The sequence below is a fragment of the Oceanobacillus senegalensis genome, assembly GCF_900176885.1.
Classification (GTDB): Bacteria; Bacillota; Bacilli; order Bacillales; family Amphibacillaceae; genus Oceanobacillus; species Oceanobacillus senegalensis.
This window is the reverse complement of the sequence record NZ_LT839648.1, coordinates 2,850,099-2,863,211: the sequence shown is the minus strand read 5'-3', so window position 1 is coordinate 2,863,211 and position 13,113 is coordinate 2,850,099. Positions and strand designations below refer to the sequence as shown.

The 13,113-nt window shown below is 37.2% G+C and carries 10 protein-coding genes; 8 read left to right on the top strand and 2 right to left on the bottom strand.

Annotated features, from left to right (window positions below; translation table 11 throughout):
- Window positions 1-217: 217 nt before the first annotated feature.
- Window positions 218-568 (bottom strand): hypothetical protein, encoded by a 351-nt coding sequence (locus tag CAO17_RS13845; RefSeq protein ID WP_218775568.1) that lies wholly within the window; start codon window positions 566-568, stop codon window positions 218-220.
- A gap of 322 nt (window positions 569-890) precedes the next feature.
- On the opposite strand from CAO17_RS13845, the gene CAO17_RS13840 reads away from it, so the two are divergent.
- From CAO17_RS13840 to CAO17_RS13825, 4 genes are all read left to right on the top strand, one after another.
- Entirely contained in the window at window positions 891-2,276 is a 1,386-nt protein-coding gene (locus CAO17_RS13840) for a sodium:solute symporter family protein (RefSeq protein ID WP_085993271.1), read from the top strand.
- Between the two features lie 36 nt (window positions 2,277-2,312).
- A complete protein-coding gene (locus tag CAO17_RS13835; protein WP_085993270.1) occupies window positions 2,313-3,413 on the top strand; it encodes a M24 family metallopeptidase in 1,101 nt (366 codons plus the stop codon).
- A gap of 448 nt (window positions 3,414-3,861) precedes the next feature.
- Complete coding sequence (locus CAO17_RS13830; RefSeq protein WP_245831853.1) at window positions 3,862-4,641, top strand: TatD family hydrolase; 780 nt, start codon at window positions 3,862-3,864, stop codon at window positions 4,639-4,641.
- Window positions 4,642-5,363: 722 nt separating this feature from the next.
- Complete coding sequence (locus CAO17_RS13825) at window positions 5,364-5,849, top strand: flavin reductase family protein (RefSeq protein WP_085993268.1); 486 nt, start codon at window positions 5,364-5,366, stop codon at window positions 5,847-5,849.
- A 172-nt stretch (window positions 5,850-6,021) separates the two neighbouring features.
- Here the strand turns inward: CAO17_RS13825 and CAO17_RS13820 are convergent, their stop codons facing one another.
- Entirely contained in the window at window positions 6,022-6,822 is an 801-nt protein-coding gene (locus CAO17_RS13820) for a CAP domain-containing protein (RefSeq protein WP_245831852.1), read from the bottom strand.
- 558 nt (window positions 6,823-7,380) lie between these two features.
- On the opposite strand from CAO17_RS13820, the gene CAO17_RS13815 reads away from it, so the two are divergent.
- The 4 genes from CAO17_RS13815 (at window position 7,381) to CAO17_RS13800 (ending at window position 13,111) form a co-directional block, all read left to right on the top strand.
- Entirely contained in the window at window positions 7,381-8,754 is a 1,374-nt protein-coding gene (locus CAO17_RS13815; protein WP_085993266.1) for an NAD(P)-dependent oxidoreductase, read from the top strand.
- Window positions 8,755-8,791: 37 nt separating this feature from the next.
- The gene (preA, locus tag CAO17_RS13810; protein WP_085993265.1) at window positions 8,792-10,066 is read left to right on the top strand and encodes an NAD-dependent dihydropyrimidine dehydrogenase subunit PreA; all 1,275 of its coding nucleotides are present in this window, start codon (window positions 8,792-8,794) and stop codon (window positions 10,064-10,066) included.
- A gap of 58 nt (window positions 10,067-10,124) precedes the next feature.
- Window positions 10,125-11,549 carry a dihydropyrimidinase gene (gene hydA, locus CAO17_RS13805; protein WP_085993264.1) on the top strand — a complete coding sequence of 475 codons (1,425 nt, stop codon included), beginning with the start codon at window positions 10,125-10,127 and terminating at the stop codon, window positions 11,547-11,549.
- An 86-nt stretch (window positions 11,550-11,635) separates the two neighbouring features.
- Window positions 11,636-13,111, top strand: coding sequence for an NCS1 family transporter (locus CAO17_RS13800; RefSeq protein WP_085993263.1), 1,476 nt, complete (start codon window positions 11,636-11,638; stop codon window positions 13,109-13,111).
- Window positions 13,112-13,113 lie beyond the last annotated feature (2 nt).

Genomic DNA, 13,113 nt, shown 5'->3' with positions numbered 1-13,113 from the left:
ACAGATTAAGGGAGAAAAGTGACCGGCATATGAATAACCGGTCACTTTTCTTACGTTCGATAAACTTAATAAATCATCTGTAAATTAACCTTCGGAAGATTGGTAGGTTTAACATCAAGATATTCTTCTTTGTTTGTAATAACAATCGGTGCTGTTATGTCTTAACCTGCTGCTTTAATTTCTTCCAAGTCAAATTCGAGAAGTAGATCACTTTGTTTTACCTTCGGAGTGTGTTCTTATCTAATTCGGTCGCAATATCTAATTCTTTTGGTGAAAAATCATATTCCAACTGTGGATAATAAAACGCCACTTCTCTTTCTCTATTGAAGCTATAATAGTGAAACATGCCTATTGAACCGCTCAATTCCACTTGATTCAACAAATCGGCCATTATCGATGACATATTTTCTGCCAAAAGCTGGTGTTTCCTCTTCAATCTTGTTCCACACAATTGACCGTTCCCCATTGTCTTTTCTACCGTAATATGAGAAATAGAACTTAGAAATCCGTATATATAACTTGAATCACTTCGGTGAACATTCGCACCATTCACCTTACTAAACAGCAAACGAGAAAGCGAAGGACGATTGTAAACATACCTATCCCTCAGTATTTTGTAGTATTTTGTCGAATGAATGATTAGGTTCCTATTCAAGTAAAAATATCATGTCATTGACGTGAAAACGCATCTATAGGCTGTTTGATTCGATTTTTTATGCATGTTACGCTTTAAAAGCTGAAAAATTGTAGGACTGCTTAACTACGAAATATTTCACAACCCATTGTTAAAAGTTAATATTTTGATTCACAAATAATCGTGATTTTTTCTTGCGACAAGATGTTTGGGATGAGATAAAAGTAGAAATAAAATATTCAGGAGTGAATTAGAAATGGAACTACAATCAAATCCCCAATTACTTTGGTTTATTGGGATTTATGCCGTACTAATGATTGGTATCGGTATTTACATGTCAAAGAAAGTATCAAACAGTCAAGATTTTGTCCTAGCTGGTAAAAGCTTGGGTCCACTCGTTTTAATGGGTACCTTACTAGCAACATGGACAGGAAGTGGGAGTATTTCCGGTGGTGAAACATCTGTCTCCTATAGTTTTGGTATTTTTCCTTCATTCATGTTAATGATTCCAACCATTATTGGTATTTTTATTCTTTATATCATTGCCCCTAAAATCCGGGCATTTGGAAAATACACCATTTCAGGTATCCTTGAGGAAAAATATGGTACCCCTGCTCGTAATTTAGCAAGTGTTATTGTTATCTTAGCTTACGTCGGGATCGTTTCCTATCAAATGACTGGTCTTGGCTTTATATTAAATATCACGACGGGGATGAGTGTGGAACTCGGTACAATCATTGCGGCGGTATTAATTATATTCCTGGCGATGATTGGTGGACTTCGATCTGTTTCGCAAACCGATGCAATCAGTGGGTTTTTAATGGTTGGTGGTTTAATTATCACCGTACCAATCGTTATTTCCGTTGCAGGAGGATGGGATTCTATTGTGGCCAATGTCCCAGAATCTCATATGACAGCAACAGGTGGATTAACAACCATTCAATTAATGGGTTACCTTTTACCCTCTTTATTCCTATTATTAAGTGACCAAAACATGTATCAACGTCTGGCTGCATCCAAAGGGGATAAATCTTCAAAACGCGCAGCTCTCAGTTGGTTATTGGTGATGCTAGTCATATCACCTGCTATTTCGATTATTGCATTTGCATCTCGTTCGCTCTTTCCAGATATTGACCCTGGAATGGCATTGATGGCAACAACAACTGCTTTGCCACTTGGTGTAGGTGGTATTCTACTAGCTGCAGCGGCGGCCTTTATTATCACAACAGGGAATTCCTATTTACTTTCCGCAGCTACAAATATGACGTATGATATATATGGAAAGTATATTAATAAAAATCCATCTGATAAGAAACAATTAGTGATGACCAAAGTATTCATCGTTGTACTTGGTGCGATATCATATCTATTAATTAGCTACTTCCCAACGGTATTAGAAGTACAAATGTATTCTTACACCGTTTATGGTGCGGGTATTACACCAGCAATTTTAGCGGTATTCTTCTGGAAACGCGTGACAGCAATTGGTGGTATTTCTTCCATGGTTGCAGGGGTTGTCGTAACCTTAGTATGGGAACTGGTGCTTAACACACCATTTGAATTAAACAGTTCTGTTATTTCCGTTCCAGCAGCTATTATCGTATTAATCGCAGTATCACTAGCAACGCAAAAGGAAAAGTAAAATCAGTAATAATATGTGTGATTGGAGTGTTCAGTCATGAATAAACGTTTAGAAACGTTAACAGCTTGGTTAAACGAGAAAGATATAGAAGTTGCATTTTTAAATTCAACGGAAAATGTATACTATCTATCCAACTTCCATACGGATCCACATGAGCGTTTAATGGGAATCTTCGTATTCAAACAATCCCAGCCATTATTTGTTCTACCAGCGATGGAAGTAAATCAACTAAAAGATGCTGGTTGGCAATACGAAATTATCGGATATTCCGACCATGAAAACCCATGGGACCTGATTCAAACATCTATTGAATCAAGAAAGCTAGCAAAAGCAAATGCCGTTTCGTTTGAAAAAGAAGTTCTTACCTTTGGACGATCCGAAGCAATCCTTCGTCTGTTCCCAGAAGCAAACGTCGTTTCTGTTGAGGATAAATTAAATGAAATGCGCGTTGTAAAGGATGAAAGTGAAATTGCTGTTATCAAACGAGCAACAGAAATGGCTGACTATGGTGTTCAAGTAGGAATTAACGCCCTAAAAGAAGGGATTACCGAAATGGAAGTATTAGCTAAAATTGAGTATGAACTGAAGAAAAAAGGAATTCGTGAAATGTCGTTCTCTACCATGGTTTTATTTGGTGAAAAATCCGGTGATCCACACGGCAACCCAGGAAATCGGAAATTAAAAGCTGGTGACATGGTGTTATTTGATCTCGGTGTTGTGCTTGATGGCTATTGCTCAGACATTACAAGAACAGTAGCCTATAAATCCGTAACAGAAAAACAAAAAGGAATCTATAACACGGTACTAAAAGCGGAACTCGCAGCTTTAGAAGCTAGTAAGCCAGGTGCTCGTATTGGCGATCTTGACACGGTGGCAAGAGATATCATTATAGAAGCAGGATATGGCGATTATTTCCCACATCGAATTGGACATGGACTAGGTATTAATGTACACGAGTTCCCTTCGATGAGTCACTTAAATGATGGCATTTTAAAAGAAGGTATGATTTATACTATTGAACCAGGAATTTACCTACCAGGTATTGGTGGAGTTCGAATAGAAGATGATGTGCTCATCACAAAAGATGGATTCGAAACACTAACCAAGTTCCCGAAAGAATTACAGATCATCGAATAGTTGCAGTAGTCTTCAAATGAAATAAGAAAAGGTTCAGTATTTTTACTGAGCCTTTTCTTATTTCAAGGGAACCACAGAAACAGGAATCTTGGTCCAGAGACTTAAGTCACCAGGTCCACTCTAAGATAAGTTTAATAGCCCGGTAATAATTCGGTCTACAACCGTTTTCCCAGTTAAAGATAGGGAACATTCGTTAAAAATCTTTGGTAGTGGTATACCATCCGCAATCTGCCTTTCAAATATTTCATGAATAGGTTGTTTACCGTATTCTTAATTCCTGTAATACTGGTTATGACAAAATTCGGAAAACAGTGACATATGACACGAATAATGCTAAAATAGGAAAAAATAGTGAGATGTATTAAGAAATTAAGACTAGCTAGAGGTATGGTTTAGAAAGATTTAAATTGATTGTTTCTATATAGATAAATTTAAGGAGATGGGAGATTTGTTGAATAAGAATGTTATCGATGCTCATGTACATTTAGATGCCTATAAGAAAGCGGAGAGACAAATTATTATAGATGAGATGGAGAAGTTTGATGTCGATCATATGATTAGCGTTTCTAGTAATCTTGCGTCTGCCATCATTAATCTATCATTAACTCGAAAAAATAGCAGAGTAAAGGCGGCTTTTGGTTTTCATCCAGAACAACCACTTCCAAAGGGGCAAGAATTAGAAGCACTTTTTCTATTTATTGAACGATTCCATGATGAAATGGTTGCAGTTGGTGAAATTGGTTTACCGTATTTTCGGATGCAAGAAAATAAAAATATGGATTTAGATCCGTATATTGAAATGTTAGAAGAGTTTATTATCATTGCTAAAAGATATAATAAACCAATTGTTCTTCATGTCATCCGTGAGCACACACCAATCGTGTGCTCATTATTGGAAAAGCACTCGATAGAAAAAGCACACTTTCATTGGTTTAAAGGAAATGAAAAGGAAATAGAGTACTTGCTGGAGAATAATTATTTTATATCGATTACACCAGATGTTTTATACGATGCGGAGACAAAAAAGCTAGTAAAGGAATATCCTTTAACTAGGATGATGGTGGAAACAGATGGTCCGTGGCAGTATAAAGAGTCATTTCAACATACAAAGACACATCCCAAATTAATTCACCAATCAATTTCAGAAATATCTAGTATTAAAGGTATCACTGTCGAAAATGTATACGAGCAACTATATCAAAATACTATAAATTTTTATGGGCTGTAAATAGGTGGCTCAATAAAAGGCGATATGACTAATAAATTCAAGGTGGTTTAGCGGAAAAGTAAGCTAGTCCTGTATCCTTGAAAATATTTTCTGAAAACTATTATGAAGTGAATTGGCTAACACAGTACAAGAAAATGAGAAGGCTATGTGTCACGGACGCATAGCTTTTTTATACATTCATCAAACCATGGATAATCTATCCCTACCCATGAGTGGATTGGCGTATAGGAAAAATAAGGTGAATCTTCAATCAGTGGGGGGTTTTTCATCCCCATTTTTGAGGTGGGGGTATTACTGCCCCTTAACCTGCGATAAAATTGAAAAACTGATACAAAAAGACCTTTATAACCCATGACAAAACTTTCAGATCTTACTTATACTCGACTCACATATTGCCTTAGATGAGTTAAATTTGTAAAAGATAGTCTAAAATTGGATATTTCGATAAAAATCAATAATAATTCACTTAAAAATTGGAAAAATTAATTTTTAATCTAGAATTGTTAGTATTAAAAACTTACAATTAGTTTAAAGAGTTATACATTGAAAACAGACTTTTAAGAAGCAATCATGCTGGTAATTCATTAGGATGTTCGATAGCATTGGATTTATTAATAGAATATCCTGGTTGATTTTAAAAAAAGGATAGCTTTAATAACTGACTTCAAGATTACTTTACAAATAATATATAATCAACAAATACCAAAGAGAGGATGTATCAAATGGATGATCGTCTATTTCGAGATGCAATGGGGAAATTTGCAACAGGGGTAACAGTAATTGCAACAGAGATTAATGGTTATGTTCATGGAATGACAGCGAATGCATTTATGTCTGTATCGTTGGATCCTAAATTAGTGTTAATTTCTGTAAAAGAGGACTCAAAAACATTAGAAAAAATTCAAACAACAGAAAGTTTTACTGTAAATATCTTAGCTGAACATCAAGTAGAGGTATCAAAAGTGTTTGCTTCAAAAGATAAGGATACGAGCAATCTAACCTTTCAATATCTAGATGGAAAGCCTGTTATTCCGGAAGCTCTTGCTCAAGTAAGTTGTGAAGTGAAATCAGAATACGTAGAAGGTGACCATACTTTATTTGTGGGCAGGGTTACAGATATTCGTGTTCAAGATGGGGAACCATTAATTTTCTCTAGTGGCCGTTATCGTAATTTAGAAGGAGAAAATGTAAATTCTGAATCGAGGTAATTCTGTTACATACGATTCGTTTTTTCTTTTTTTGGATATCAGATGACGCTAGCTATAATTCGACCAGTGCAGAGTTTGTAATCGCTGGTGAATGACTTCGAAATTGTAAAGTAGGGTTTTAAGGAGAGCGCTATTCCATGTGCTCTCCTATTTAATTTCTTTCACTATCTACTTATTTCGCAATAAAAAGCTGAGTCCAGTAAGGTCCTTGAGCTCCGCCTTCTGCCATGCCAACACCAATATGTGTGACAGATTTATTCAGGATGTTCTTTCGATGTCCTTCACTGTTCATCCAGCCGTCAACAACTGCCTGAGCAGTATCTTGTCCAGCTGCGATATTTTCTGCTGCCACAGAATACTCAATGCCAAATTGTTTTAACATGTCAAAAGGTGATCCATAGGTGGGTGAATTATGGCTAAAGTATCCATTACTAGCCATATCAGCAGACTTCTTCTGTGCTGCATTATTCAATTCAGGATCCATCTTTAATGCGGATAACCCATTTTTCTTTCTTTCTTCATTGGTTAATCGGACAACCTCTTTTACTACCTCGCTAGCATTTACGGTTGCCTGTCCATTTTCTGGTGTTTGGTTATCACCCTCAGCTACATTGTTGTTACCTTCTTCTGGAGTATTGCCAGCATTAGGTTCAGTATCTGATGGTACTTGATACCGGTTTTGGTTTCTATTGTCAGGATGAATTTCTTCCCAATTTCCATCTTGATATCTAAATTCTTTTCGAAATTGATATTGATGTATATTTCCTTCATTAGGATTTCCATCAAATAATGGGATATCTGGAAGATTTTCTGTTCCTTCGTTTTGGTTATTGTGATTAGGTCCAAAACTTACATTTTGGAAGTCGTTGTTATTTGGATTATCATTATTTTGTGCACCTTGGTCCGTATTACAACCCGCTAAAATCAAGATGAGCATAGAGAATCCAAAAAGGAATTTTTTTGCTGAATTCACTCTGTTACCTCCTTTCTTATTTGACATTATTTTAAAACGTATATGAAAAAATATGCTCCCAATTAAAGGGAAGTTTTTAGGAGAATATATTGGGAAATATAAAATATGGGGGAAAAAGTCGATTTGTGTGGGGGGATAGTATGATATAACATGTTTTAAAAATAGAACGAAAAACTGGTTCAAATGTAAACTTTTAACAAAATGATTACATAAATTGCGAATTATTTTACAATTTGTCCAATGAATATGAATTTTTAAAATTTTATAATATTAATTAAATGTAGACCTGATTTCTTCATGGCACTTTCACATTATATCCACCTCAAAAGCAGTAATTCATCCCCGATACATGATTTTCCTTTTATGTAAAATTTTTAAATACCAGTCGAAACACTTTTTCTTATTTGAATTGACAAACGAACAGTAAACAATCACTTAGTAGGTGGTTAGAGTACACTAGGTTTACATATGGGTAGGAGGTATTTGATTGGAGTTTTAATTCTTTTCTCACTTTTATAAGAAAAAGTATAAAAACAATACTTATAAGGAGGTTTATCATTGAGTGACTTATTAAAAAACCTGATATCAGGTGATGCACTTGCAAGTAACTTTGATGAATCTAAAGCCAGCTTCAATGTTCAAGAAGCCCTCGATGAAGCAAATCGATGCCTTTTCTGTTACGATGCACCGTGTATTACAGCATGCCCAACAGGTATTGATATTCCAGGCTTTATTAAAAAAATTGCATCTGGAAACATGAAGGGTTCCGCAACAACAATTATGGAAGCTAATCCTGTAGGGGCTAGTTGTAGTCGGGTCTGCCCAACAGAAGAGCTATGTGAAGGAGCATGTGTGCTTAATAACTCCACCAAACCAATCCCAATTGGAGATTTGCAACGATATGCAACAGATTGGGCGATTAAAAATGAAGAGGTATTGTTTCAATCCGGAGAAAAGAATGGGAAGCATATTGCTATAGTTGGCAGTGGACCAGCGGGCTTATCATCTGCGAGAGAACTAGCCAGATTAGGCTATGAGGTTACTATTTATGAGGCAAAAAGTGAACCAGGTGGCCTCGACACATTCGGAATTGTACCATTCCGTCTTCCGAAAGATATCTCACTATGGGAAGTTGAACAGATAAAACAACTTGGTGTAGAAATTAAAACAAATATGGAAGTTGGAAAGGATATTTATCCAGAAGACCTTGTTGAAAATTATGATGCAGTTGTACTTGCAATAGGGATGTCAAAAGTTCCGATGATTGGTATTGAAGGGGAAGAATTCGAGGGAATTTATGATGCAATTGACCTTGTAGAGCGGACGAAAAATGGCTTTTATGAGGAGGAATTTATCGGTAAACGTGTAGCAGTTATTGGTGCTGGAAACACAGCTATTGATGGTGCAACAACATCTGTAAGACTTGGTGCGCAAAATGTGAAAATCATTTATCGTCGAACAGAAGCGGAAATGACAGCTTATGATTTTGAATACGAATTTGCTAAACAAGATGGTGTCGAATTTAGATGGTTAACAAGTCCGAAACGTCTTATTAGTGATGAATATGGACATGTAAAACAAATGGAATGTGTAAGGATGGAACTGAAGGAAGTAGGTGCTGATGGACGTCCTCGACCAGTTGAAATTAAAGGATCCGAATTTTTGATGGATGTTGATATTATCGTAAAGGCAATTGGACAAACTCGGCATATGAACCTTATTGAAGGATTTGGTTTGGAACATAATGAAGGAGTTGTAAAAATAGACCAAGAGACATTTATGACGTCTAATCCGAAAGTCTATGCTGCTGGTGACGTTATCTTTGGTAAAGGAATTGGGGAAGCAATGGTTGTCTCCGCAGCTCAACAAGGAAAAGATACGGCATTGTCCATTCATCAACGGTTAAAAGAAACTACTATTAATAATGTTTAATTGTAAAGAAATTTAGAAAACGGACAGGAGGATGAAAATGGCTGATATAAGTATCAATTTTGCTGGTATCCAATCCCCAAACCCATACTGGCTAGCATCCGCGCCACCTACAAATACCGGCTATCAAGTACAGCGAGCGTTTGAAGCAGGTTGGGGAGGGGCAGTGTGGAAAACACTTGGAGAGCCAATTTTAAATGTAACTTCTCGCTTTGGTGCTCATCATTTCAACGGACAACGCGTTGCGGGTTTTAATAATATCGAATTAATTTCCGACAGGCCCCTTGAGGTCAATTTAAAAGAAATCTATGAAACTAAAAAATTATATCCGGATCGGGTTATTATTGCCTCAATAATGGTTGAACCGAAACGTGAAAACTGGCATGAAATTGTTAAAAAAGTTCAGGATGTTGGAGTGGATGGCTTTGAATTAAACCTTGGATGTCCTCATGGTATGTCTGAAAGAGGGATGGGCTCTGCAGTTGGTCAACATCCAGATTTAGTAGAAAAGGTAACCATGTATGCGAAAGAGGCCGCAGAAGTGCCGGTTATTACCAAGCTAACACCGAACATAACAGACATTCGAGAAACAGCTAAAGCAGCACAGCGTGGTGGAGCAGATGCGGTTAGTATGATTAACACGATTAATAGTTTAGTTGGTGTTGATTTAGATACCTGGAATCCAGAACCAAATGTTAATGGAAAAGGTGCTCATGGTGGTTATTGTGGTCCAGCAGTTAAACCAATTGCATTGAACATGGTTGGGGAATGTGCTAGAAATCCCGAGATTAATATCCCAATTTCAGCAATTGGTGGGATTTCAACATGGCAGGATACTGTTGAATTTATGCTAATGGGTGCAGGTGGTGTGCAAATCTGTACAGCAGCCATGCATCATGGTTTCCGAATTATTGATGATTTAACAGAGGGTCTATCTAATTATTTGGATGAAAAAGGTATTAACTCTCTAAGTGAGATTATTGGTAAATCTGTTGAGAAGTATGGAGACTGGAGCGATTTAGACTTAAATCATAAGGTTGTTGCTCGTATTAACAATGATGTTTGTATTAATTGTAATAAATGCCATATTGCCTGTGAAGATACTTCTCACCAATGTATTGATATGTTGACCGATGAGAATGGCAACGAATATTTGAAGGTTAGAGAAGATGATTGTGTTGGTTGCAACCTTTGTTCTATTGTATGTCCAGTAGATGGAGCGATTGACATGGTTAATCTTACACCTACGGAACCACCAATGTCTTGGAATGATCGCCAATCCGCAATCCAAATGTTAGAAAGGGCAAATTCATAAATTCCATGCGTGGAATCTATTTGAAATAGTCTTACTTTAATCAAAGGAGGAATTATAGATGAAAAAGATTATTAAAAATGGAACCATTGTAACAGCAACAGATACGTATCAGGCAGACGTTTTAATTGAAGAGGGGAAAATAAAAGCAATTGGGCAGGATTTAAGTGATGTATATGCAGAAGTAATTGATGCATCAGGTCTATTTGTTTTTCCAGGAGGAATTGACCCACATACACATATGGAGATGCCTTTCGGTGGAACCGTGACAAAGGATGACTTTGAAACCGGTACCACTGCAGCTGCTCATGGAGGAACAACCACTATTATCGATTTTTGTTTAACGGAAAAAGGTAAGACACTGAAAAGTTCTCTAGAGAAATGGCATCAGAAATCCAAAGGTAGAGCAGTTATTGACTACGGATTCCATTTACAAATTGTAGAAGCAAATGAAAGCGTTTTAGAAGAAATACCTACGGTGATCGAGGAGGAAGGAGTAACATCTTTTAAAGTATTTATGGCCTATAAGAATGTATTGCAGGCTGATGATGAAACATTGTTTCAGACTTTAACTACTGCGAGAAAGCATGGTGGATTGGTTATGGTTCACGCAGAAAATGGGGACGTTATCGAACATCTAACGAAAGAGGCATTAAAGGAAGGGAATACAGAACCGATATATCATGCATTAACTCGTCCACCTGAACTAGAGGGTGAAGCAACGGGGCGCGCTGCAAAATTAACAGCGCTTGCCGATTCACAGTTATATGTTGTACATGTGACGTGTAAAGAAGCAGTGGAACAAATTGCTGATGCACGTAGCAAGGGATTTAATGTGTTTGGTGAAACTTGCCCACAGTATTTAGTGCTTGATCAAAGTTATTTGGACCAACCTAATTTTGAGGGTGCAAAATATGTATGGTCTCCACCATTAAGGGATAAATCCAATCAAGAAGTTCTTTGGAATGCCCTTAAGAGTGGTCAACTACAAACCATTGGATCGGATCATTGCTCTTTTGATTTTGATGGTCAGAAGGATTTAGGAAAGGATGACTTCACCAAAATACCTAATGGTGGTCCGTTTGTAGAAGATCGTTTTAGTGTTCTATTTTCTGAAGGGGTTAAAAAAGGACGCATTTCCTTAAATCAATTTGTCGATATGGTTTCAACACAAGCTGCCAAGTTATTCGGTCTATTCCCGCATAAAGGGACAATTGCTCCTGGGGCAGATGCTGATATTGTTTTATTTGATCCTAATGTAGAACGTACTATTTCTGTGAATACCCATCATAGTGCAGTTGACTACAGTGCGCTTGAAGGCATGAAAGTAACTGGGCAACCAGTGACCGTCCTTTCACGTGGAGAATACGTCGTGAAGGATATGGAATTTGTTGGTAATCCTGGTGCCGGTAAATTTGTGAAACGAGGAAGATTCACCTCAGATACGATAAAACAAAAGAAGGAAGGAACGGTATCGAGTAAATAAACTACTAACTCCCCGTAGCTGCTTGATATAAACTATATAGGGCAGCTTTTCGGGGAGCAAAAATAAAAGAGAGAAGGTCGATAGTCTTGCAGGAGAATAAGAAAAAAAGTTCCTATTTAAGATCTCCAGACTTACTACCGATTCACCATGAAAATAAGTCCATTGGGATAATGGGATTTTTTGCAATGTGGATTGGAATGGCTATTCTTTTGGCTACATTTGATATAGGTGCTTCAGGGATACAAAATATTTCACTCCCTTGGGTAGTACTTGCGACTTTAGTTGGTTGTATTGCTGTTGGATTCTTCATTTCACTTATTGGTGATATAGGTGTAGAGCATGGCTTAGCCTTCCCAGTCTATATGAGGGCACCTTTTGGAACAGTTGGTACCCATATACCTTCTTTAACTAGGGCAATTGCTGCATCATTCTGGTTTGGAATCAATACCTACTTTGGTGCAACAGCTATCAATGCAATTTTAAACACGATGTATGTAGGATTTGATAATTGGCTACTTTGTTATATCGTGTTTGCATTATTCCAATTAATCAATACAGCCTCTGGAATCAAATGGATTGAACGATTTGCCGATTTAGCAGCTCCGATTATCGTTATCTTTTCTCTTATTATCTACCAGACACTAACAACCGAAATTGCAGCACAGGGGAATAATGTATGGGCATGGGTGAATAGCCCAGTAACAGGTGGCGCAGCGATAACCGCTTTTATGGTTGTTATTTTTGCAAACATGGGATTTTGGGCAACGTTGGGTTGCGATATTCCAACTATATCCCGTCATTTTAAGGCACCAAAATATGAAAGAAATTGGTTCAAACGAAATAAAACAACACTTGTTGGAAGCTTAATAGCGATGCCGTTAACAGAAGCATTTATGATTATGATTGGTGCTGCAGCATTCGTTGTTGCGGGTACTTCTAATCCAGTCACTGCCTTGCAAGAAACGGCATCAGGGTGGATGCTGGCCATGCTTCTTTTAATGATTGTTTTAACACAGTGGTCGACAAACACTGCAGCAAATGTCCTACCAGCTGCTGCTGTTTTCTCCAATGTATTGGGGCCAAAATTTACACATGCTGTTTCTGTTTTTGTTGTTGGGATTGTTGGTACTGTCATTCAACCGTGGAGTGTGTTTGAGATACTCACACAGGTTCTATTAATTATAGGTGCGGTGTTATCATCTATAAGTGGTATTCTTTTTGCTGATTACTATTTATTACGGAAAAGACGGGTAAATGTTCCTGATTTGTATAGATTAAAAGGACAGTATCGTTATGATGGGGGAGTCAACACTGCTGGTTTTATCTCATGGGCGATAGGTGGGATAATTGCTATCCTTTTTATGACCTATTCCTTCATTGTAGGCTTCGTTATTGCAGGTGCCATCTATTATGTACTAACAAAGTATTGGTATTTTCATAAATACCCACAAGCCGAAATTAGTGATCCGGATGATGAAAAGTATCTGGGAATTACGGTAGGACGTGATTGGACCATTGCTGATGAACTAACAGATGATGAAGCAAGTGAAGCAGTGAAATAGTA